At 30.6% G+C, this 25,759-nt stretch carries 17 protein-coding genes; 15 read left to right on the forward strand and 2 right to left on the reverse strand.

Annotated features, from left to right (window positions below):
• The first annotated feature begins 14 nt into the window (after nucleotides 1-14).
• The 14 genes from RCH18_RS16135 to RCH18_RS08985 all read left to right on the forward strand — a co-directional run bounded on the left by RCH18_RS16135 (nucleotide 15) and on the right by RCH18_RS08985 (nucleotide 22,370).
• Nucleotides 15-134, forward strand: coding sequence for a transposase (locus tag RCH18_RS16135; protein WP_442788153.1), 120 nt, complete (start codon nucleotides 15-17; stop codon nucleotides 132-134).
• Between the two features lie 139 nt (nucleotides 135-273).
• Nucleotides 274-3,417 (forward strand): SusC/RagA family TonB-linked outer membrane protein, encoded by a 3,144-nt coding sequence (locus RCH18_RS08925; protein WP_326936408.1) that lies wholly within the window; start codon nucleotides 274-276, stop codon nucleotides 3,415-3,417.
• A 19-nt stretch (nucleotides 3,418-3,436) separates the two neighbouring features.
• Complete coding sequence (locus tag RCH18_RS08930; protein ID WP_326936409.1) at nucleotides 3,437-4,870, forward strand: RagB/SusD family nutrient uptake outer membrane protein; 1,434 nt, start codon at nucleotides 3,437-3,439, stop codon at nucleotides 4,868-4,870.
• 1,144 nt (nucleotides 4,871-6,014) lie between these two features.
• Nucleotides 6,015-9,101 (forward strand): SusC/RagA family TonB-linked outer membrane protein, encoded by a 3,087-nt coding sequence (locus RCH18_RS08935; RefSeq protein ID WP_326936410.1) that lies wholly within the window; start codon nucleotides 6,015-6,017, stop codon nucleotides 9,099-9,101.
• A gap of 18 nt (nucleotides 9,102-9,119) precedes the next feature.
• The gene (locus RCH18_RS08940; protein ID WP_326936411.1) at nucleotides 9,120-10,748 is read left to right on the forward strand and encodes a RagB/SusD family nutrient uptake outer membrane protein; all 1,629 of its coding nucleotides are present in this window, start codon (nucleotides 9,120-9,122) and stop codon (nucleotides 10,746-10,748) included.
• A gap of 444 nt (nucleotides 10,749-11,192) precedes the next feature.
• A complete protein-coding gene (locus RCH18_RS08945; RefSeq protein ID WP_326936412.1) occupies nucleotides 11,193-12,062 on the forward strand; it encodes an ABC transporter permease in 870 nt (289 codons plus the stop codon).
• 50 nt (nucleotides 12,063-12,112) lie between these two features.
• On the forward strand, nucleotides 12,113-13,399 hold the full coding sequence (locus tag RCH18_RS08950) for an ABC transporter ATP-binding protein (protein ID WP_326936413.1): 1,287 nt from the start codon (nucleotides 12,113-12,115) through the stop codon (nucleotides 13,397-13,399).
• Between the two features lie 253 nt (nucleotides 13,400-13,652).
• Nucleotides 13,653-14,324 (forward strand): acylneuraminate cytidylyltransferase family protein, encoded by a 672-nt coding sequence (locus RCH18_RS08955; protein ID WP_326936414.1) that lies wholly within the window; start codon nucleotides 13,653-13,655, stop codon nucleotides 14,322-14,324.
• Nucleotides 14,325-14,583: 259 nt separating this feature from the next.
• Nucleotides 14,584-15,960, forward strand: coding sequence for a hypothetical protein (locus RCH18_RS08960; protein WP_326936415.1), 1,377 nt, complete (start codon nucleotides 14,584-14,586; stop codon nucleotides 15,958-15,960).
• Nucleotides 15,961-15,972: 12 nt separating this feature from the next.
• Nucleotides 15,973-17,124 (forward strand): glycosyltransferase family 4 protein, encoded by a 1,152-nt coding sequence (locus tag RCH18_RS08965; protein ID WP_326936416.1) that lies wholly within the window; start codon nucleotides 15,973-15,975, stop codon nucleotides 17,122-17,124.
• Nucleotides 17,125-17,299: 175 nt separating this feature from the next.
• Complete coding sequence (locus tag RCH18_RS08970) at nucleotides 17,300-18,415, forward strand: glycosyltransferase (RefSeq protein WP_326936417.1); 1,116 nt, start codon at nucleotides 17,300-17,302, stop codon at nucleotides 18,413-18,415.
• The gene (locus tag RCH18_RS08975; protein WP_326936418.1) at nucleotides 18,415-19,500 is read left to right on the forward strand and encodes a glycosyltransferase; all 1,086 of its coding nucleotides are present in this window, start codon (nucleotides 18,415-18,417) and stop codon (nucleotides 19,498-19,500) included. Before RCH18_RS08970 ends, RCH18_RS08975 begins: the two co-directional genes overlap by 1 nt.
• A gap of 56 nt (nucleotides 19,501-19,556) precedes the next feature.
• Entirely contained in the window at nucleotides 19,557-20,846 is a 1,290-nt protein-coding gene (locus tag RCH18_RS08980) for an O-antigen ligase family protein (RefSeq protein WP_326936419.1), read from the forward strand.
• A gap of 120 nt (nucleotides 20,847-20,966) precedes the next feature.
• On the forward strand, nucleotides 20,967-22,370 hold the full coding sequence (locus RCH18_RS08985) for an exopolysaccharide biosynthesis polyprenyl glycosylphosphotransferase (RefSeq protein WP_326936420.1): 1,404 nt from the start codon (nucleotides 20,967-20,969) through the stop codon (nucleotides 22,368-22,370).
• Between the two features lie 26 nt (nucleotides 22,371-22,396).
• On the opposite strand, the gene RCH18_RS08990 is transcribed toward RCH18_RS08985, so the two are convergent.
• On the reverse strand, nucleotides 22,397-23,542 hold the full coding sequence (locus tag RCH18_RS08990; protein ID WP_326936421.1) for a lipoprotein N-acyltransferase Lnb domain-containing protein: 1,146 nt from the start codon (nucleotides 23,540-23,542) through the stop codon (nucleotides 22,397-22,399).
• 116 nt (nucleotides 23,543-23,658) lie between these two features.
• A complete protein-coding gene (locus RCH18_RS08995; protein WP_326936496.1) occupies nucleotides 23,659-24,645 on the reverse strand; it encodes a PorV/PorQ family protein in 987 nt (328 codons plus the stop codon).
• A gap of 391 nt (nucleotides 24,646-25,036) precedes the next feature.
• Between RCH18_RS08995 and RCH18_RS09000 the strand changes: the two genes are divergently transcribed.
• Nucleotides 25,037-25,753: a CDP-alcohol phosphatidyltransferase family protein gene (locus RCH18_RS09000; protein ID WP_326936422.1), complete on the forward strand. Its 717-nt coding sequence runs from the start codon at nucleotides 25,037-25,039 to the stop codon at nucleotides 25,751-25,753.
• Nucleotides 25,754-25,759: the final 6 nt, after the last annotated feature.

Below are 25,759 nucleotides of genomic sequence, written 5' to 3' on the forward strand. Positions count from 1 at the left end.
CTATCAAAACGGGAATAACAAATGCTGTTTCAGAAGGATTAAATAGCGTAATGCAGTTAGCAAGATCTAGAGCAAGAGGTTATAGAAATTCGCAGCATTTCATAAAGATGGTGTATTATTTAGGAAATGCCTAAAATATATAATTCCACTAATTTAGGCGAAGAGCCAAATTATATACACAATTGTTAAATACTAATATATTTTGTGTTAATTATTGCATAATTAATATTTTATTAAGACTTTTGACATCAAACCAATTCAAATAAATTAAATATGAGATTAAAATTCAAATGGATCTTCACGCTTTTATTAGCGTTGTCAATCCAGTTTTCTTTTGCACAAGAGAAGACTGTTTCAGGAGTTGTTTCAGATGCGTCAGGCCCAATACCTGGTGCTAATGTTGTTGTTAAAGGAACTAATAGATCAGTACAGTCTGATTTTAATGGTGCATATTCAATTAAAGTTAAAGCAGGTGAAGTTTTAATGTTCTCCTTTGTTGGGATGAACAACTCTTCAGTAACGGTTGGTGCTTCTAGCACTGTAAATGTTAAAATGACTTCAGATTCGCAAAATCTGGAGGAGGTAGTTGTTGTTGGTTATGGAACACAAAAGAAAAGGGATGTAAATGGTGCCATTTCAAAAATTGGAGGTGATAAAATTAAAGATATTGCTGTTCAAAGTTTCGATCAAGCTTTATCAGGTGCAGCTGCAGGAGTGAATGTTACTACTCCAAATGGAGTTTTAGGGAATCAAGCAGTAATTCGTATTAGAGGTATTAATTCAATTAGTTTAAGTTCGTATCCTTTAATCGTAATTGATGGTGTGCCGTCATGGAATGGAGATAATTTAAATCAAAGTAGTGCCGCAAATAACCCGCTTGCTGACATTAATCAAGCGGATATAGAGAGTATAGAAGTATTAAAAGATGCATCTTCTTCAGCTATTTATGGATCGAGAGCTGCAGCAGGTGTAATATTAATAACTACTAAAAAAGGGAAATTAGGTAAAACTTCGATCAATTTTGATTCTTCCGTTAGTTTCACAAGTGCCTATAACTTAATACCCTTATTGGATGCGCAAGGTTTTACAGATATCAAAAATGAAGGATTAGCTAACTTTGGAACTCCTGCAAACGGAACTACAAGAGGCTTTTACACTATGAAAGATGCTAGTGGAAATTTAGTAGATACTAATTGGTATGACTATGCATATAGAACAGGTGTTGCTTATAATCATAGCATTAGTATCTCTGGAGCAACGGAGAACACTAAATATTTCTTATCTGCTGGTCAGTTAGAGCAAGAAGGTATGTTTATAAATAATGATTTTAGAAGGCAAACGGGCCGTTTTTCTTTAGATCAAAAAGTTAATAGTTGGGTAACGCTAGGAGGAACATTTAATTATACCAATTCTAGAACTAATGGACTTGCTACTGGATCAGCTAATGCAGCTGCCTTCTCCTCTTCTGGTGCAGCTAGATTAGCATTTGTTCAGGCTCCTAATGTCGGGCCTTTTAACAATGATGGTACTTATAATCTAAGAGGAAATCAAATAGGGTTTGGAAATAACTTGACAGGACTTCAATTTCAAAATGCAAAGTACTTATTAGATAAGAATACCTATTCAGCTCAAAACGATCATATTATATCTAATTTTTATATTGGTTTGAAGCTGCTAAAAGGTTTGAATTTTAAATCATTATATGGGATAGATAATCTTATTGTTGAAAACAAAAGTTTCGAAAATGCTACACATGGTGAGGGATTTACTGATAAGGGATTAGCTTCTAACACAATGAATAGGTACAGTAGAAAGTCAATCCAAAATATTTTAGATTATAACACTAGTTTTGGTGAAAACCATAATCTTAGCGCATTATTAGGATCAGAGAGACAATATTCAAAAATTGATGCTTGGGGAGCGACTAGAAAAACAGTTTCTGATCCATTCTTTAATGAATATCAAGGAGGGTATACTACTATTGTTCCTGCAGGAAATTCATTGATTGAAAATTATCTTGAATCGTACTTTGGTCGTGTAAACTATGATTATAACAGGAAATATTATTTCTCTGTAAATGCAAGACGTGATGGATATTCTGCTTTTGCTCCTGGAAATAAATGGGGTGATTTTTATGGTGGATCATTAGGATGGACAGTATCTGAAGAAGATTTTTATAAAAATTCAGCTATCGGAGAAGTAGTGAATCAGTTTAAGTTACGAGCAAGTTATGGTTTGGTAGGTAATAATCAAGGAATTGCAAGTTATGCTTCAAGTAGTTTCTTTAATGCGGGATTAAATGGAACAAATTCAACTCTTTTTTATTCGCAAGCGGGAAATAAAAACTTAACATGGGAAACCAGTAAAAAAACTGATTTTGGATTGAACTTCGGCTTGTTTAACGATCGAATTACAGGTGAACTTGGATACTATAAAAATGATATTGATGGGTTAATTTTAGATGTTCCACAAGCGTCTTCTACTGGAATACCTGATAGTAGAATTTTAACAAATGTTGGGAGTATGAACAATAGAGGATATGAGTTAACATTAAATGCTAAAGTATTATCAGAGGGCAAATTTAAATGGAATACAAGTTTTAATTTCACTGCTCAAAAGAATAAAGTGACTGCTTTAGATTCCAATGGTTCTGATGTAATTACGGCAACAAGTGGTCTCGAAAATACGAGTATAACAAGAGTTGGAGAGTCGATAGGTAATTTTTATATTGTTAAAACGGGTGGGGTAAATCCAGCTAATGGTAGAAGAATATTTTATTATAGAGACGGTACAGCTGTACAGTACGATCATTCGGCAGCCACAACAGCCGCAAGATGGACTAAAGTAAGTGATGGTTCTATTACTCGTGCTGCTGGTCAAGCTAATGATGCTGTTGTATTAGGACCAGCTTTGCCTAAATATTTTGGCGGTTTTAATAACACTTTTTTGTATAAAGGATTTGATTTAAATGTTTCAATCTATTTCTCAGGCGGGAATTATGTATATAATGGCACGAATGCAGGATTACATGATATGAGGGTATGGAATAATTCTGCTGACGTATTAACGCGTTGGAAAAATCCAGGTGACGTAACTGCAATACCAAGAATAGTATTTGGAGATAATGTGTCAAATGGTTCCTCAATGCCAATATCTGATAATTTAGAAAAAGGTGATTTTGTAAAAGTTAGAAATATTGCTTTTGGATATAGCCTTCCAAAAGATCTAATTGAAAAAATGAAATTTACCAACTTAAGATTTTATTTGAGTGTTCAAAATGCATTCACATTTACTAATTATTCAGGATTTGACCCAGAAATCTCTACTAACGGAAATTCAAGTAGTTCACCTAGTGTTGACAGAAATTCAGCACCTATGGCTAGAACATTTTCATTTGGTTTAAACTTAAGTCTATAATTTATAAAGAAAAGAAATAATGAAAAAAATATTTTTAATGTTTGTTACTGCAATGGTAATAACAGCTTGTACTGATGCCGATTCTTTGTCTCCACTCAATCAAACTAGAATTAGTGATGTAACAGCATTTGAAACCCCTGAAAGAGCACTACAAGCAGTTTTAGGAATGTATAGCGGTGTAAAAGGAGGACAATTTTATGGTGGTCGCTATTTCAATTACCAAGATGTTCGCGGTGAAGAATTTAATAATGAAAAGACCAACGGCGTTACCAACTTATTCACTTGGAATTTTGGACTACAATCTAGCACTAATGAAGTTCAAAATTTATGGTATGAAGGTTATTTAGCTATTAATAGATGTAATGTTGTTATAGCTGGTTTAGATTCTGCCCCTATTGCCGCAAATTTAAAGACCCAATATAAAGCTGAGGCTTTATTTTTGAGAGCCTTGTCATATTACTCATTGGTAACTTTATATGCAAGACCTTATTGGGATGGTAATGGTTCGAAACCAGGATTACCATTAAGACTGAAAGCGGAGACAAGTAGTGGAAGCAGTAATTTAGTTAGATCTTCTGTTGCTGATGTGTATAAGCAAATCATTGAAGATTTAGATTTTGCTGAGGCAAATTTAACCTTGACTAATGCTAATGCTTATGACAATACTACACGAGCACATAAAAATACTGCAATCGCTCTAAAAACCAGGGTGTATTTAAGTATGAATAAATATGATAAAGTAATTTCTGAAGCGGACAAAATTGTGTCTAACGCAGCTCCTTTCTCTTCAATAAGTGGCGTTTCAAATAAATTGGTCCCTGCTATTTCCGCTGTTTTTGCAACCCCGGCATTAACCACTGAAAATGTATTCTCATTTGCATATAGTCCAACGGATCTCCCAGGAACTCAAAATTCTCTTGTTAGTTACTATTCACCAACAGCAGGCACAGGTGAATATTCTTTATTAGCGACGGGCATAATTTCTGATGCAGGTTGGAAAACAACAGACTCTAGGAGAGCGTTAAACGTTGTTAATGGTGGTAAAACTTATCTTAATAAATGGACAAAAAGCACAGCTGATGTTGATTTCGTTCCAGTAATTCGTTATTCTGAAATACTTTTAAATCTTTCAGAAGCGATTGTTCGGGATAAAAAGCTGATTGATTCGAGAGCGATACAACTTTTAAATGCAGTGCGAGGCAGGTCAGATGCTACAACAGTATTTACATCGGCTTCATTTGCGAGTTTTCAGGATTTATTAAATCAAATAGCAATCGAAAGAAGAATTGAATTATTAGGCGAAGGATTCAGATCACCAGACGTTATGAGACTTGCACAAAACTTTGTGGCAAAAGGCGGCGCGCCAGCGGTAAGTATTACGGATTCACAATATATCTGGCCGATACCAAATAATGAGTTATTGTACAATAAATTATGTGTGCCTAATAGTTAATAATTATTATGAAAATATTTCCTTAATACAGTTTATTTTGCTGAATTAAGTATTCATGTACTTTATAGAAAAAGGGTTGTCTTAACGGACAACCTTTTTTATTTTAAAATTTGTATTATATGAATATATCACACAACATAATAAGCGTTAATTTAAAAAGCATTATTATTCTTAGAAGAATAGCTGATTAAAATAATATTTTTTAAAATATGTATGCGCATGGATAATCTATACAAATTTATTTACAACAAAAACTTATCTAATATAAAATGTGATTGTTTGATATTAATTATAAAGTTTACCCAAAAAAAAATAATCACAACGCAACCAGAAAAAATTAAAGATGATATTATTTATATCAGAACTATAAAATCATATAGCAATTTAAGTTAACTAGAGATCATAAGATATGAATTTAAGCGTTTTTTTTAATGCTTTTACTATAAAATGACTTTTTAAATATTAGAACTTATTTTATAAATTTTTCAAATAAAGACTATAAATATATAAGCAAAAACAATTATTAAATTTGGCTTGAAATATAATTAACAATTAGTTGTTCATGATATTTTATTGCTTAAAATTTATAGGAATTACGATTCTTAAAACTCTTAAATATTATTTTTTATAAAATTTTTTGCATGCCACTTGAGAACAATCGTAAAATCTTTAGTAATTGACTTTTATTGATCAAAACACTGTAATTAGTAATAATTGATATAATAATATTAATAAAATCTAGACCTTAAAATAAAAATAAGTTAATTATTACATTCTTACGTTTTAAAAATCTTATCGAAAACGTTATAGTGCATTTTATAAGATCATTATCTTAGGTGATTTTTAAATTAATTATTTAAAATTTAATTTTTCATTTAATTACGTGAAGGTCTATTTTTAATATAATTAAAAATGTAGAGTTGTTAATAAGTTATAAATAATTTATATAATCAGCATATCTTAACATTTTACATTTAATTTTATATTGTTACAAATGCGTGTTTGTATTTTAGTATCTTATTAATTAATTAATTAATAAGAAGTTAAAAATTTTAATTTTATTACTGTTAAATGTTATTTACCTATTGTTTAATTAATATTTTATTATCATTTTTGCCGCCAAACCAATTCAAATAAATTAAATATGAGATTAAAATTCAAATGGATCTTCACGCTATTATTAGCGTTGTCAATCCAGTTTTCTTTTGCACAAGAGAAAATTGTTTCAGGTGTTGTTTCAGATGAGACTGGTCCGATCCCTGGAGTTAATGTTGTTGTTAGAGGTTCTAATAGTGGAATTCAAACTGATTTTGATGGAAAATATTCTATCAAAGCAAAAGCAGGTGATGTTTTAGTGTTTTCTTTTATTGGAATGAATAACTCATCTGTAACAGTTAGTGCATCTAATACTGTAAATGTCAAAATGACTTCGTCTTCTCAAGCTCTTGAAGAAGTGGTAGTGGTAGGTTACGGAACTCAAAAGAAAAGAGAAGTTACAGGTTCTATTTCTCAAATTAAAGGTGATGCTATTGCAAATTTAGCAACACCTAGTTTTGAGTCTCAACTTGCAGGTAGAGCTGCTGGAGTTCAAGTAACTACTAATTCTGGCGTGTTAGGACAAGCTCCTAGAATTAGAATTAGAGGAGTAGGTTCTATTACCTCTGGTAGCTATCCTTTGATTGTTGTTGATGGTGTTCCAATTTTCACTGGTGATGTAGGAGGATATGCTGATACCAATGCCTTAGGTGATATTAATCCAGCTGATATTGAATCGACAGAAATTTTAAAAGATGGTTCAGCTACTGCAATTTATGGATCAAGAGCTGCAAATGGTGTAATTTTAATTACAACTAAAAAAGGTAAAGGCGGTAAATTCAGAGTTAATTACAACACGTATACAGGAATTGCTCAGCCAATCGAGTACTTAGACTTATTGAAAACAAATGATTTTATTACTATTCAAAATGAGAAGAGAACTAATAGAGGCGCTTCAATTTTGGCTGTAGGAACTCAGTTTGATACTGACTGGCAAAAAGCAGTTTTACGTAAAGGAGCTATTCAAACAGATCATAATTTGTCTCTTTCTGGATCAACAGATAAAACAAACTATTATTTTTCAATGGGATACAACGAACAAGAAGGTCTTGCTAAATCTAACAGTCAAACACGATATAATGTTAGAGCTAACGTAGATCAGAAAGTTAAAAGTTGGTTGAATGTTGGAGTTAATATTGCTTTATCAAGAACTGAAAATACAGGTTTAAACAATAATGCAGGTGGATTATCAGGAATCATTTTTAATTCTATGCGTCAATTGCCAAATACTCCAGTTTATAATGCTAATCACCCAACAGGATATAACATTACAGGTTCAACAGTAGGACAAGGAGAAAATTTATCAGTTATTGCTAATAACTTACCTAACATTGTTTATGTATTAGACAATAACATTTATAAGTCTAAAATAGATAGATCGTTAGTAAGTCTTTTTGCAGATTTTAAAATTACACCAAGTTTAAGTTATAAAACACAAGGAAGTGTTGATGCTATTGGTACTGAAGGATTCAATTATTTAAATCCTATTAATGGTGATGGGGCTAGTATTGCAGGAGCTGTAAGAAATAATTTTCAAAACTTAACTCGTTGGAATACTCAAAATATATTGTCTTACAATAAAACATTTGGAGAATCACATAACGTAAGTGCTGTAGCTATTTACGAGGTTCAAAAGCAAAAAATTAATTCTTTCTTCGGAGGAGGTAATGGTTTATCTGATACTTTTTTTAATAAAAATCTTATTTCAGGTTCTTATGCTACTCAGTTATCTGGTGGTGGTGTTTCAGAAAATGGAATTATGTCTTATGCTGGTAGATTAAACTACAATTACGCTGGAAAATATTTTATTCAAGGTTCTATTCGTAAAGATGGTCTTTCTGCATTACCTACTGCAAACAAATGGGGAACTTTCCCAGGAGTTTCTGCAGGATGGACTGTAAGTGAAGAATCATTTATGAGTTCTTTAAGAAGTGTAGTCTCTGATTTTAAATTGAGAGCCTCTTTTGCAGAAGTTGGTAACACTAGTATTGGTAATTATCCATATTTAGGATTATACAATAATGCAAAATATGCAGAGTATAATGGTATTGCTTATAGCCAAGCAGGTAATGATGAATTAAAATGGGAAACTTCTGTTAAATATGATTATGGAGCAGATTTATCATTATGGAATAATCGTGTGAAACTAACTTACGATTATTTTATCAACAACCAAAATGGTTTAATTTTACAAGTACCACAGCCTTTATCATTGGGTATTCCTGAAAATTATATTTCTAAAAACGTTGGTTCTTTGAAAAATTCAGGTCATGAATTTTCTGTTGAAGCTTCAGCTATTCGAAATAAAAACTTTGAATGGACAGTTAGTGCAAACTTATCGTTAGTTAAAAGTGAAGTTGAGACATTAGTGAATGGACAAGACATTAATTTTGTTGATGCAAATAGTTACAATACTGGAAACAACTTATTAAGAGAAGGCGAATCTCCTTATGTTTTATATGGTTTTGATTATTATGGTGTCAATCCAGCTAATGGAAATCCTGTTTTTACTAAAGGTAACGGTACACTTGTTCAAGGAGATATAAATACTCAAGCATATAGAGTATTTGATCCAGCTAACCCTACTGATGTTTCTAAAACATCTTCTTTAGGAGCTGCTGATAAAGTAGTTTTAGGAAAAATTTTACCTACATATTTTGGAGCATTCAATTCTAATATGAATTATAAGAATTTTGATTTAGGATTCATGTTCCGTTTCAGTGGCGGTAATAAAATTAATAACTTAACTAGACGTGAGCTATTATCTCAAGGATTTAATAATAATGGTACAGAAATTTTAGGTAGATGGCAAAGTGTAACTAATACTGGAGATGGTTGGACACCTAGATTACGTGATGACAGAGAAACTACAATTAATATTAATCAAGCTTCTAGTCGTTTTGTAGAAAAAGGGGATTATATCAAGTTAGATAATGTAACATTAGGATATAATTTACCAAAATCAATAGTAGAAAAAGTTGGAGTAGATAAATTCAGACTTTTTGTTCAAGGACAAAACTTATTGATTATTACTGACTATAAAGGATTAGATCCTGAAATGGAAGTTCTAGGTAATGATTATAATGGAACTCCAAGGTCTAGAGTATTTAGTGTTGGTCTTAATGTAGGTTTCTAATTTTAAAAAAATTAAAAAATGAAAAATAAAAATAAATTTAGATCATTTGCCATTACTAAAATTTTAGTTCCGTGTGCAATGATGTCACTTTTGTTTACGTCATGTAGTGAAGAAAGTGTAATAGAATTAGTTCCTTTTAATAGTATCTCTGAAAATGTAGCTTTTCAAACTCCTGCTTTAATTGATTTATCTGTTACAGGAATGTATAATGCTGCTGAATTAGGTAATTACAATGGTGCAGGTTCTAGGGGATACATATTTGGATCTGCTTTTATACAACAAGGTGATAATAGAGGTGAAGATGTAGTAAACCTAGCAGGATTTTATCAGCTGACTTACACCGGTACTTACGATGCCACTTCAGCTAATAATGTGTACTATTGGGCAGATGGGTACCGATTGATTAATAGAGCTAACATTGTAATTGAAGGAGTTACTAAAGCTGCTGAAGCAGGAGTGATATCGCAAGAATTGGCTAATGACTATATAGGTCAAGCTAAATTTTTTAGAGCTATAACTCATAATGAACTTTTAATACACTTTGCAAGACCATTTCAAGATAATAATGGGTCCAATCCTGGAGTGCCTTACAGAGAAATATCATATTCTACGCCAGCTAACATAGAATTAGGTTTAGCTCAAGGTAGAAATACAGTTGCAGAATGTTATACTAAGATATTAAATGATTTAGATGACGCCGAAACTTTATTGTATTCAAAAACTAAAAGATCAGCTGCTGCACAGATCGAAAGAATCTCTAAAGAAGCTGCTATTGCATATAAAACGAGAGTGTATTTGCACATGCGTAAATACGACAAAGTTATATCAGAAGGTATTAAATTAGATGGCAAGTTCACGATGACTGCTAATCCAGATACGCCTTTTGCGAGCAATAATTCTAATAGTGAATCTATATTTTCAATTGCTCATGGTGCTACTAATAATCCTGGAGTAAATGGATCTTTACCAAGTATGTATCACCCACCAATACCAGAAGCAGCTAACGGCCGTGGATTAATTGCCATTAGCCCAATTATCTGGAGAGATCCTTCATGGTTAATTGATGACAAGAGAAGAACGGAAGGTGTAATGGTAATTACTGGTAATGCTGGTTATTATCCAAATACTAAATTCACTAGAAAGTATAAAGATGCTGTTAATAAAACTGATGCTGCGCCAATTATTAGATATGCTGAGGTAGCGCTAAACATGGCAGAGGCTTATGCAAGAAGTACAGATGTAACTAATGGTTTAGCCCGTTTAAATTCTGTTAGAAATCGCTCTTTAGCAAATCCTGCAACACAAGCTTATACAGCTGCAAGCTTTACAAGTAATGTTGCTATGGTCGAAGCTATATTAAAAGAAAGAAGAATTGAGTTTATTTGTGAAGGACGTCGTTGGGCTGACATTACAAGATTACAAAATGATCCTTTATTCCCAATTGCGGGTATTCCTGCAAAAGTAGCCAATGCTGGATTTCAAACTGCTGCTCCTGCCTTAGCTGCTTATGCTTTAGGAACTCCATATACTGGTGCATTAGGTGTAAATGCATTTGCTTATGATAACTTTAAGTTTATTTGGCCTTTGCCGCAGTTAGAGTTAGATGCTAATCCTACTTTAAGACCGCAACAAAATCCAGGTTACTAAATGCAACAATAGCTTTTATGTTTACCGTATGCAATTTTATTGAAAAGGTAAATAATTAAAACTATAATTTTTAAACAGCTGTAAGAATATATTCTTGCAGCTGTTTTTTTGTAATTACTAATATTCAAAAAAAAATAGTACAGATACAAAAATCAATCTTATTGAAAACAAATTATATTCGAAGACTTGCTTTTAAACTTAAATAGGTTAAATTATTTATATTTGTCTTTTAATATTATCCTTGCTCAAATATTGATAATTACATCTATGTACTACTAATACTTTTAAATTTTCATATTTGTAACATCTTTATTCATAAAATAAAAGATTATAGCATAAAACCACCTTTTCTTTCACTAATTAAATTTAACAGCTACGGCGTTTTTTAATTATATTGGATAACTAATATAGATTACGTAATGAACATAGTATTTAATGATTATTATGAAAAATTTTGAACAAGATAACACCAGATGGCTTATTGAAATAACGCCTAATACCAATTTCTTTTCTTTTAATCTGAAAGAGCTTTGGCAATACAAAGATTTATTACAATTATTTGTTAAGCGCGATTTTACAACATTATATAAGCAAACTATTTTAGGACCTCTTTGGTATATAATACAACCCCTATTTACTTCAATAGCATTTACCATTATTTTTAATAATTTAGCGGGAATTAAGACAGGTAGTGTCCCACCTTTTTTATTTAATTTAGCTGGAATTACAGTATGGAATTATTTTACTGCTTGCCTTTTAGGAACTTCGAACATCTTTGCTACCAATGCAGCTATTTTTGGAAAGGTATATTTTCCAAGGTTAATTATACCTATTTCCATTGTAATATCTAATTTGATTAAATTTGGAATTCAATTCTCTATATTTATAGTATTTTACCTCATCTATTATTTGAAAGGAGCCACTATAACTTTAAATCCCTTGTTGTTATTTTTTCCTTTACTAATAGTATTAATGGGTATTTTAGGATTTGGTTTAGGATTATTAATTTCATCATTTGTAACTAAATATAGAGATTTTAATTACCTACTTACCTTTGGAGTTCAATTACTTATGTACATTTCTGCGGTGATGTATCCTCTGGCATTAATTCAAGAAAAAATTCCAAATTATGCTTGGATTGTTAAGTACAATCCTTTAGCGTATATAATTGAATCGTCACGTTTAATGTTACTTAATGCAGGTCAAATTTCCTATTTAGGTTTAACCTATACTGTAATGATAACCACGTTTTTACTTCTTTTAGGTGTACTGGTTTTTAGTAAAACAGAGAAGAATTTTATAGATACCGTTTAAATCAGTCGTATTACACGTTTTAATAAATGCTATTGTAGAAATTGATTTATATGACTAAAGATATCATATTAATATTCGAAAATATTTCAAAACAGTATCGTTTGGGACAAGTAGGTACAGGCACACTTGGTCACGATCTAAATCGGTGGTGGTATAACATAAGGGGAAAGGAAAATCCATATTTAAAAATTGGTGAAATTAGTAATCGAAAAAGTACAAGGTCAAACGAGTACGTTTGGAGTTTACAAAATATAACTTTTGAAGTAGCGCGAGGTGAAGTATTAGGAATTATAGGTAAGAATGGCGCGGGCAAATCTACTTTGTTAAAAATATTATCAAAGATAACGGCACCCACTACAGGAATTATTAAATCTAAAGGTAGAATCGCTTCTTTATTAGAAGTGGGAACTGGTTTTCATGGTGAATTAACAGGGCGTGAAAATATATATCTTAATGGAGCTATTTTAGGTATGACCAAAAATGAAATTACCTTAAAATTAGATGAAATCATTGAATTTTCTGGCTGCGAACGCTATATTGATACGCCTGTAAAGCGGTATAGTTCTGGAATGGTGGTGCGTTTAGCATTTGCTGTGGCTGCATTTCTTGAACCAGAAATCTTAGTGATTGATGAAGTTCTCGCAGTGGGTGATGCCGAATTTCAGAAAAAAGCAATAGGAAAAATACAGGACATTTCTAAAAGCGGTGGGCGAACCGTTCTTTTTGTAAGTCATAATATGGCAGCTATAAGAAACTTATGTACAAGCGCAATTGTTTTAGATCAAGGTAAATTAGTATTTAAAGGATCTGTGCAAGACAGTATTGATTTTTATAGTGCTCTTAATTTACAACTTTCTAAAGAGGAGAGTCAACATATAGATATTTCCAAAACCATTTTAATTAACGATTGTTACTCTAAATTAGATAATAAAATATTTGACTCTGGGCAATATTTAAAAATTGGTGATCAATTATCATTTGTTTTTGATATTTCGTTTCTGGATCATATCTTCGATTTTTCTATAATCTTAGAAATTAATAATCTTAATGGTGAATTAATTTCTCATATAACAAATGAAGATGACGGTTTGTTTTTTAAAGTAATAAAAAAAGAAAAAAGACTAGTGTTAACAGTCGAAACTGGAGCATTATTATATGTTCCAGGATTTTATTCTATAAATGTATATTTCAATTACGGATCCGTACAAACTTTATATAAAATTATAAATTTCTTAAATTTTCACCTAGAGCAAGGCAGTTATAGCAAGCGAACTCAATTAATACCAATTAATAGTAAAGTTTATTTACCTACAAAGTGGATTAATAATTTAAAGTGATTTTTGCTATTATTTACTTATATTCGTATCAATATCAGCTCTTTATAGAGGGACTTATTGCTTTATTTGATATACTCATTTTTTGAAACATTAAGTTCTAATGTCAAGTCTGCTAATAATCTATTTTGAGCAAGTTAGAATTTCATCATTTTTACTTCTAAGATCGTTTAAGCAGATACTAAATATTACAAGTAAATTGATAAGTGACTAATATAACAAGGTTTTACTAAGCATAAAGTAAATCAATATTATTTTGAAAACTATAGCTATTATTCCAGCACGTGCTGGATCAAAAAGATTATATCCTAAAAATAGACTTCCATTGGGAGGAATCCCGCTTGTAGTGCATAGTATTTTATTTGCTCAAGCAAATAGTCATATCATTGATGCCATCTTCGTATCAACTAATTGCATTATAACAAAGCAAATAGCTTTAGAGTATGGTGTAAATGTAATTGATCGCCCAGAATATTTATCTGGAGATTTAGAGCCTACAGTAACAGCGATGATGCATGTGTTAGAAAATATTGTAACCGTAGAAAATGTAGTGCTTTTACAACCCACTAATCCATTGCGTCCAGCAAACTTACTGCTAGAAGCTATGGCTATCTATGAACATGGAATGTATGATAGTTTGTTTACTGTTACCAGAAACCGACAAAAATTTGGAAAAATAATCAATGATAAATACGTCCCTTATAATTACTCAATAGGTCAAAGAAGTCAAGATCTGGAGCCTTTATTTTTTGAAAACGGATTATTATATATTACAAAAGCTTCATTAATTGCTGAAAGATGTATTATTTCAGAAAATGCATTTCCAATGGAGGTAGATCATATTTATGCTACTATTGACATTGATACTCAAGAAGATTTTGATTACGCAGCGTATTTGTATAAGCAATCATTAATTGGAAAGTTATAAAAGCATCATTATTGATCAAATAATAGAGTTAAAATAAATTTGTATTTAGTTATAAGAATTAAAATTTCATAATAATAGAAGTACTTCTAATTATAAATACTGACGTGACTCTACGATTCATTACTTTATTTTTTTAGATAAAATATTGACTAGTAATCTCAATTATAAATGATTAAACAGTGAAGTTGTAAAATTTTAAATCCTACATTCATTAGGATTTTCATTGATAATAAATAAGATGTTATTAAATTAGTAAAATATGAACCAACAAAAAATAATTTTACTATTTCCTGATGGTGTTGGAGTGAGGAATTATCTCTATTCTAATGTTTTTAAAGCAACAACAGCTGAATTGATTTTGTTTCACAATTTTGATGCACAAACGATAGAAGCTATTAGTGAAAACACTTCTATTAAAAGCAATGTAACAATTCCTCGTTATAAGGAATCATTAAAAGAAAAATTTCTTAGAGAATTAATTTGCCTATCGAGACTGCATTATAATAATAAAATGGTGAATAATCCGTCATTGCTCACCAATTGGAACTGGAATCAAAAATTATTTTTAAAGAAAATATTTTATAAATCGATAGAGAAAATCGCAAGATATTATAAGAGTTATGATGCTATTTTGGCATTAGAAAAAAGATACCAAAAAGCAATTCGAAAAAACAGGTTTTATTGCAATGTGAAATCGATTATTGAAAATTTGGAACCCAATTTGATTTTTTGCTCTCATCAACGAAGTTTGAAAGCGGCAACTATTTTTGCTGTAGCGCATGATTTAGGAATTAAATCCGCTACGGTTATCTATTCATGGGATAATTTACCTAAAGCGAGAATGGCATTACGTGCTGACAGGTACTTAGTATGGTCATCCTACATGAAAAATGAAATGAGTATTTATTATCCAGAAATTTTAAGCGATAGCATATATATAACAGGAACTCCACAATTTGAGTTTTATCAGGATAATCGATATATAATGGATAAATCAACATTTTACGAGTCATACAATCTTGATTGCAGTAAAAAAATTATTTGCTTCTCAGGAGATGACGAAAAAACCTCGCCTGATGACCCACTTTATTTAAAAGATATCGCAGAAGAACTAGTAAAATCAAATCTGCAAGACACATTCCAAATTGTTTTACGACGCTGCCCAGTCGATTTATCGGGTCGTTTTGACTCTATTGTAAAAATATATCCTGATTTAATAAAGGAAATACCGCCATCATGGCATTTTAAAAATGCTAGGAACTGGGAATCTATTTATCCCACTATCAATGATTTGGAGTTATTAGTGAGTACCGTTTTTTATTCTGATTTGGTTGTAAATGTTGGTTCGACTATGGCTTTTGATTTTGCAATATTTAATAAACCGTGTATTTTTATAAACTATGATCAAGAAAATAAAACAGTTAAAGAATGGTTCGTTAACAAGATTTATCAATTCCAACATTTTCACAGCATGCCTTCTAAAGATGCAGTAATTTGGTTAAACAATAAAAATGAAATTGCCAATAAAATAACTAAGTTGTCTTATGATCCAGCAGCCATGGAACAGTGGAAGTCAATTGTAATAGGCGATTATGAAATTGCTTCATCTACGATAATAGAGAAACTTAAATTATAATAGTTCCTACAGATGCACATTTGTTTTATTACCAATGAATATCCAAAAATTAGTTTTCCTCATGGAGGGATAGGGTCTTTTGTTTATACGTTGAGTAAAGGTTTAATAGATCAGGGATATCATGTTTCAGTAGTTGGTTTAAATTATAATGAATCTTATGAAGAAGAAAACGATTGTGGTGTCCTAATCTATAGAATCAAGCCGGCAAGAATAAAAGGAATAAAATGGCTCTTTAATTCGTTGCGATTGAATCAAAAAATAAAGGAAATCCATCAAAAAAATCCGATTGATATTATAGAAACATCAGAATTAGGATTAGCTTTCCTTCATAAAATACATCCAATCAAATATATAATTCGCCTTCATGGAGGACATCATTTTTTTGCTGAAGCGGAGGAAAGAGGAATTAATTTTTGGAAAGGCTTTCAAGAAAAACAATCTTTTAAAAAAGCGGATGCATTCATTGCCGTTTCTAAATATGTGCAAAGTCATACAGAAACACTTTTAAGTTTTCATAACAAACCAATTTCACTGATATGCAATCCAGTAAATACAAATTTATTCACTCCGGTGATTTGTAAAGAAAAAAAAGATACCATTGTCTTCGTAGGAACAGTTTGCGAAAAAAAGGGAATCCGACAATTAATTAACGCATTTGCGATTGTAAAGAAAAGTTTTCCAAATGTTGTTTTAGAGATTTATGGTAGAGATTGGCTTTTTCCTGATGGAAGTTCTTACATTCAAAAATTGCGGGAAAATGAATTAGTACAATTAGGCTCAGCTGCACAAGCGGTTTATTTTTATGGAACGGTACCATATATTAATATTCCCTTTAAGTACGCTCAAGCTACGGTGTGTGTTTTTCCTTCCCAGATGGAGACAGTGGGTTTAGTTGTCTTAGAAGCTATGGCTATGGAAAAACCAGTAGTATTTACGAACAAAGGTTCAGGACCCGAAATTATAAAACATGGTAAGACGGGGCTTCTTTGTGATCCTTATAGCCCAAATGATATTGCTGCAAAAATAATGTGGGTATTAAATAATAATGAAGATGCTAAAAGTATGGCTATTGCTGCACGGAAGGAAGTGCTCCATACATTTTCATTGCCACATATATTAGAGGAAAATATTCAATTTTATACAGATATTATTAAAAACCAGTGAAAGCTGGTATTCATATTAAAATTCCTGTTTTCAACATAATCCCTGTTTTTGTAGTATCAATTTTTAGTATCTTCATCGAGGTATATTTAAAATATATATTTATTAGAGACTTTATTACCAGTTTATTTCAGTTACAATTGTGTCAATTTTAGAATATCTTTTAATTTAATTTATAATGAGATTCGCTATAATAACTCATGTTCCTCATTTATTAATTGATAATCAATTCTTCGCTTATGCACCTTACAGCGCTGAAATGAATATTTGGGGAAAATTTGCGTCAGAACTAATTATCGTTGCACCAGTAAAAACATCAAAAGATACAGCGCTTGACGATTCCTACCATCATGCGAACATTAAATTTGTAGCAGTGGATTCTTTTGATGTAATGAGTCTATCAGGCGTGATAAAAGCGTTATTAAAAGCGCCAAAAATTATTTGGTATATTTACAAAGCGATGTGGGCTGCAGATCATATTCATTTACGCTGTCCAGGAAATATGGGTCTTTTAGGATGTCTAGTTCAAATAGCTTTTCCGTTTAAGTCTAAAACTGCAAAATATGCCGGTAATTGGGATCCAAAATCAAAGCAGCCATGGTCTTATAATATTCAAAAATACATATTGTCCAATACTTTCTTAACACATAATATGCAGGTCTTGGTCTATGGAAATTGGAAAGGAAATAGTACTAATATAAAATCCTTTTTTAATGCCTCTTACAAAGAAAATGAAAAAAACCTAGTTGATAGAAAAGATAGTACTAAAGAAATTAAATTTGTTTTTGTTGGTGGTTTAGTCGCTGGAAAAAATCCGTTATATGCAATTCAATTAGTGGAATGTTTAAGTTTAAAGGGATATACAATCAGTTTGACAATTCTTGGAGATGGAAAAGAGAGCGAGAATATAAATCAATACTGCATAGCAAATAACTTAGAAAAAACCATTATTATAAATGGAAATCAGAATAAGGAAACGGTAAAAACAGCATATCAAGATAGTCATTTTGTAATATTACCGTCAAAAAGTGAAGGTTGGCCAAAAGCAATTGCTGAAGGAATGTTCTGGGGTTGCGTACCCATTGCTACAAAACAATCTTGTATTCCAGATATGTTAGATCATGGAAATCGTGGAATTTTACTAGAAATGGACTTAAAAAAAGATGTTTCACAAATTGAAACTATTATAAAAGATCAAATTCTTTATCATAGTGTACAAGCAAGAGCTCTAAAATGGTCAAGAGAATATACTACTGATTTTTTTGAAGCCGAAATTAAAAAACTTTTACAATAATGCGTGTTGTTCAAATCATAGATGCTCTGGAAGCGGGAGGTGCCGAACGCATGGCGGTCAATTATGCTAATGAATTAGCAAAACGAATTGAATTTTCAGGCTTAATAGTCACTAGAAGTGAAGGCTCACTTATAAGTGAAATTGATAAACAGGTTTGTTACTTTTTTTTAAATAAAAAAAGAGCACTGGATTTAAACGCTCTGTTCCGATTGCGGAAATATGTAAGGAATAACAAAGTTAGTATTGTTCATGCACATGGTACTTCATTTTTTACGGCGGTTTCCCTAAAACTTATATGTCCCAGGATTAGTATAATTTGGCATGACCATTATGGCGCTAGAAATTACAAATCAACACATGATAATTTAAGTTTGTTTGTGTGCTCTTATTTTTTTTCGTTGATTTTTTCAGTAAACCACGAGTTAGAAGTATGGGCTAAAAAAACATTACAGACCAAGAAAGTCTTTTTCATTCCTAATTTTACTGTTATTAAAAGTGACATTAATAAAGAAACTTTGCTAAAGGGTGATTCAGATAAACGTATTGTATGTTTAGCTAATTTAAAAAAGCCTAAAAATCATATTGCATTATGTACCGCTTTTTATGAGTTGCAATTACATAAACTGGGATGGAGTTTGCATTTTATAGGGAAAAATTATCACGATGATTATTCTGGGTCAATTGAAGCGTTTATTGGTAATCATAATTTAGAATCTTTTATACATCTATATGATTCTCGTAATGATATTCAACATATTTTATCTCAAGCCACAATAGGGATATTAGCATCAACAGCTGAAGGTTTCCCCGTTACATTATTAGAGTACGGATTAGCAAAAGTGGCAGTCATATCAACTAATGTAGGACATTGTTCATCGGTAATTCAAGATAATTATAACGGATTATTATTTGATCCTTTTAATCAAGAAAATTTACAGTATCAACTTAATAAAATGATAGTAGATCCAACGTTAAGAGTGCGTTTAGGAAAGTGTTTATATGAATCAATCGTGCTTAACTATTCTATGGAGCAAATAATCCAAACAGTGGTAGAGAAATATAATTTAATAAACAGAAGAAAATGAAAAATGGGGATCAATCGTATTCATATTTAATTATTTTTCATGTATTAATAGGAGTAGTGGGATTTTTATTTCCTTTTACCACTACATTCTTTGGAATTTTTATATTGATTTTGGGGTTATATTTTATAATTAAAAACAAAAATATAGACAATCAAGTACTTATTGCAGCAGCTTATATTGTGGGGAGTGAGGTTTTTTTAAGAATGACTGGTGGTACTATTTTATATGAAATTTCAAAATATAGTGTAATATTTTTTGTCTTTTTAGGACTTTGTTTTAGCGGTTTTTCTAAAGGTGCGGTTCCTTACATCATTTTTCTATTTCTACTAATTCCCGCTGTCATTATCTCAACTTCTACCTTAAATTTTGACTCGGAAATTAGAAAAGCTATTGCATTCAACATCTCAGGTCCTGTATGTTTAGGACTTGCTTCTATTTATACTTTTAACCGTAAAATAACATTTAAAGCTATTAATAATATCCTGTTAAGTATGGGTTTGCCAATAGTATCTTGTACCATTTATTTAATCCTTTATACATCAAATATTCAGGATGTAATAACAAGTACTGAGTCTAATTTTCAAGCTTCGGGTGGATATGGTCCTAATCAAGTTGCAACAATATTAGGCCTAGGTATGTTTATTTTTTTTTCAAGATTGATGCTTGATTCTAAAACAAAATTTCAGATGATTGTAAATCTTATTCTTGCAATACTTATAACTTATCGTGGAATATTGACTTTCTCACGAGGCGGAATGATAACAGGATTTATAATGATTGCTTTATTAATTGTCATTTTATTTTTTAAATCCAATTTTGCGGGTAGGTTAAAATTAACTTTCATAGTTGTATTATTAGCGACTTCAATGATTGCTGTCTGGACATATACATCTTTACAAACTAATGGACTTATAATTAAAAGATATGCTAACGAAGACGCAGCCGGAAGAGTTAAAAAAAGTCAGCTTACTGGTCGAGAAATTATTGTCCAAAACGAAATCGAAACTTTTTTAAAATATCCTTTGTTGGGAATAGGCGCTGGTAAAAGCAAAGAAGACCGGCAAAATAAAAGTGGCGTAATCTCAGCCTCACATAACGAAATAACGCGCATGTTAGCTGAACATGGTTCTCTGGGAATAGTTGGTTTGCTAATTTTATTATTTATGCCGCTCATTTTATATTTTGAAAAAAATGCTAATTTATTTTTATTGTGTTTTCTTGCTTTTTGGTTTTTGACCATCAATCATGCGGCTATGAGATTAGCCGCTCCAGCTTTTATTTATTCATTAACATTACTAAATATTCAAATTTCTCCTTTTAAATTTGAAAAAAAACAAAAATTATAAAGTGCCGTTTCTATAAAATAGTAAAATAAGAACAGTATTATGATTTTTAAAAAATGATTTTATTTTTGAAATAATTCTGAAACTAATGTGTTAAATTGCAGTGTATTAATAAATTACATTATGTGGTTGTTTAAAAAAATACATTTTGAAATTTCAGAAAGGAAGATGATGCTACGAGTTTTAGACGTAAGTTTCATTTTTCTAGCATTGTACATTTCGGATATTTTTTTTATGCTCAATTACAATGTAATTTCTGCTTCAAATTATTATTGGAGCTTAATATTAGCAATTTACTTAAATATATTTGGCACTATCTTCGAAATGTATAATCTTGAAATAATTAAAAATCAGTTACAAGTTTTAAAAAGTACTTTACTCACGGTTTCTTTTACTGTATTAATTTATTTACTGACCCCAGTTTTATCACCTCATTTACCTGCAAATCGATATCAAATTTTATTGTTTTTTTTGATCCTCTTCTTATCATTATTTACGTGGCGGGTTTTTTATATAAATTTTTTTACTTCCACGAGATTTGTTCAAAAAGTAATACTAGTTTGTAATCAAGATCATATACAAGAGCTAATTTTAGGTTTAGAAAATAGTGATCCACATTATAGAGTAGTGGGTTTTGTAAATATGAATAATAATAATAATAATAAAGAGGCTGATAAAAAATATAATTTAATTAGACAGATCGAATTAGATCAATTAATAAATTTCACAACTGAAAATGATATCAGTGAAATAGTCGTTGCCTCGCAAAATGCTGATAGAATGACTGTTGATTTATACGAACGTTTATTGCAATTATTGCAATTAGGAAATACACTTAGAGAATATACTCAGGTTTATGAAAGTAAAAATCATCGTATTCCTGTGCAATATATGTCGAAAGATTTTAATTGTTTTTTTCCTTTTAGTAGAAATAATCAAAATAAATCTTACTTGATTATAACTCGGATCTTAGAAATTTTATTTTCTATCCTAGGCGTTTTAATTACCTTAATCTTAATTCCGATTATAATTATTGCAAATAGTATTGCAAATAAAGGTCCTTTATTCTATTCGCAACAAAGAGTGGGTAAAGATGGAAATGTATTCGAAATATTAAAATTTCGAACTATGATTAACAATGCCGAATATAATGGCGCTGTATGTACGATCATTAATGATGCTCGTGTTACTCAATTTGGAAAATTTATGCGAAAAACAAGAATCGATGAATTTCCACAATTTATCAATATATTAAAAGGAGACATGGCCGTTATTGGTCCGCGTCCTGAGAGACCTGAATTTGTAAGTAAGCTTGCTGAAACGATGCCATTTTATCAAACTCGACATATTATAAGGCCTGGAATAACTGGCTGGGCACAAGTCAACTATAGCTACGGTGGAAAAATTGAAGATAGTTTAATCAAGCTACAGTACGATTTATATTATATCAAACATCGCAATATCTATTTAGATTTAGATATAGCAATTAAAACGATTACAACTGTTATATTTTATCGAGGCCAATAACTATATATTTTAATCATTATTTTATTTTAGCTAATTATAGGAACGCTCTTTTTATTTTCAATTAATATTTTAAACAATACTATTGCGTTTGTAATTATCAAAGGTAAAACGATAAGCAAATGTGCTTTAGTAATAATAACTAATACGTAAACCACTATGCATAGTATATTTAATAATGCTAAAATGTAAAGTCCTTGTTTGTTTTTTTTCCAATATAAAAACAACAATCCTATTAAAGTAGGATTAAATAATAAAATATTATAATTATATCCCAGTTCTAAATGCTGAGAATAAAAACCAACGAAAGTAAAAAATAAACCAATTATCCCCATCATACATAAATAAAACAACGTTGTACTTTTCTTATTAATCAAAATAATAGATAGTAGCAGCAAAATATAAGTATATATATTATTCCACCATGAAAAAGGAGTTATTGTCTCAAATTCTAATAAAGCTTTACTGTCATTTGCTAGTACTACTTTATTAAAAGTGATTTTTTCTAAACTCTTTTTTAACTCTAACGGAAGAAAAATTTGAGTTCCTTTTTGATCTACTTTAGTGCCAAAAATAATACTAGTTCCTAATTTTTCATAAAAGTGTCCAGAAAAATATGGATATAAAATACTTCGATATGTCAAATCGGTATCTTCTTTTTTTATAATAACGGTACCTCCTAATGTTTTATTAATAATATCAACCACCATCGAGGTGCAATTTTTATCAATAAACTTATAAGTATAAAAACTTTCACCTGATGATAAAGACGTATTGAGATTATCAAAAAGGTTTTGTTTTAATTTTAATGGAATGTTTAATTGTTGTTCATAAACAGTTCTTTTTTCATACTGATACTGATTTATAAAATCAGTAAAGGAATTGATTACTGCAAAATACTGCAAGTCTCCTTTAGTAAATTTCATTACAAAATTTGGAGTGTTAAAATCAAATGCTCCATAGTTATAAACTACATCAATACGATTCAAAGTGTCTTGAACCCTAATTGCGGTATGTCCAAAAAGAGAGTAAACCTCATTTCCAGTTCCGCAAGTTAGAACGCTGACATTTGTGTTTTTAGAAAGAGTGATGTCTTGACTAAAACTGTTTGCTGAAACTAACAACAATGTGATTAGCACTGTATATTTTATAAAATGAAGAAAATGTTGTAACATAATAATTTAAATATAACCTTAAAAATGTGACCCAAAATTAAGATTGATAAACGTAAAAACCAAATAATGTAAATCCGTGCAGTTGTTTCAATTAGGGTTAAAAGGAATGCAAAGCATTATCTTCTAAATAAACCTATATCAACTTTTACTGAAAATATATTGGAATATAAAGCGGCACTTTGATTACCTAAATCGGTAAGTGCATAATCGATTTGTATTCCTTTATATTTAAATCCAACCCCTATATTTGGTTGAAATCCTATTTTTTCGGTGCTATCTAACTGCTGCATTTTTTGAAAATTTCCTGCTCCTGCTCGAATAAATACTAAATTGGTATATCCAAATTCTAATCCTAAAGCGGGATCGACACTGACAATATCCGTTGAAATAATATCGTTTGTTTTAGCAAAACGCATATTAATGTTAGCCGCCGCTAAAATACTGTAATCATATCTAATAATAAATTTCTTAGCAATACCCAATTGTGCTTTTGGGAGCGTAATTTCTGTGCTTTCTGGTAATTCTTGATTTTCCCCTGGAATAGCATTTGCAATTTTTTGATATTCTTTTTCATCAATATTCCATATATTATAAGTCGTAGTGATATCACGTAACATTAAACCAAATTGCCAATTATTTTTTTCAAATTGTATTCCGGCATCAAAACCAAATCCCCATGAGTTTGCAAATTTCCCTATAATGCGCCGAATAATTTTAGTATTTACTCCATATTGAAACCCAGGTACAGGTAATTTTCGAGCATAAGAAAATGTAAAACCGTAGTCAGCTGCAGAAAAAAGACTGATTCTATTATAATCAATATTACCTTGGCTGTCAATTAATTCTGTAGTATTCAAAATGTCATCTACACCAAAACGAATTATTGAAATTCCCCAAGCGCTACGATCATCTATTGTACTGGCGTAAGCTAAATAATCATATTGTGCAATATTAGCAAAATAACTAGCATGCATTAACGATATTTGTTGATCTTCAAGTTGCATTAAACCAGCAGGATTCCAATAACCAGCATTGACATCATTAGTAACTGCCACAACAGCATTGGCCATCCCTAAGGCGGCGGCATCCACACCAATATTCATAAACTCATTTGAGTATTTTCTAACAGTCTGTCCATAAATGGTACAACTGATTAAAATAGCCATAACTAAAATTCTTATTTTCAATGATAAATTATTAAAGTGAAACAACTCCTTATACTGCATCAAAAATATACTATTTCCAAAGCTAATTTAAATTTTATATGACAAAACAACCATTTCATTATATCAAAATTTGAAAATTTCATATTTTGTATCTGAATTGAGTTACTATTCACACCTATTTTTTATTGAAATTTGCGAACAAACTTAAAACTCAAAATCATTATTAAAAAACGATGATCTGATTCACTTATTATATTAAATTTGTCGCCATCGCTATATTAATAGTATTGCCGTATAGAATTTATGATTATATATTTAAAAATCAAAGATGAAAATCAAAAAGCATATTCCTAATCTTATCACATTGCTCAACCTTTTTTCAGGTTGTATTGCGCTGATGTTTGCATTTAATCAAAAGTTTGAAATGGCATTTTTATTTGTGTCGTTAGGAATATTTTTAGACTTTTTTGATGGATTTTTTGCTCGTTTGTTTAAAGTATCAAGTCCACTTGGATTGCAGTTAGACTCACTAGCTGATATGGTTACTAGTGGCGCAGTGCCAGGATTAGTAATGTTTCAGATGATGATTAGTTATTCATCACCTGTAGTTGAAGGATATTTACAATGGTTTCCTTACTTAGGTTTTATTATTACTTTAGGATCTTGTTACCGTCTCGCTAATTTTAATATCGATACACGCCAAACGGATTCTTTTATAGGTTTGCCAACGCCTGCGAATGCACTTTTTATATTGAGTTTGCCACTTGTTCTAAAATTCACTGATTCCATTTTTGTAATTGAGTTGTTAACTAATCCGTTTGTTTTACTCTCAATAACAGTATTAAGCGCATATATGTTGAATGCTGAAATCCCCTTATTTTCACTAAAAATAAAAAAATTTAGTTTCAAAGAGAACGCATTGCAAATTAGTTTTTTGATCATATCACTTTTATTACTGATTTTCTTTCAGTATTTAGGAATTACTTTATTGATTATGTTCTACGTTTTGCTTTCGATAATCAATAATAAAACACTTAAAAAGTAGATAATT

It is taken from the genome of Flavobacterium sp. PL11 (genome assembly GCF_035985025.1).
Taxonomy (GTDB): domain Bacteria; phylum Bacteroidota; class Bacteroidia; order Flavobacteriales; family Flavobacteriaceae; genus Flavobacterium.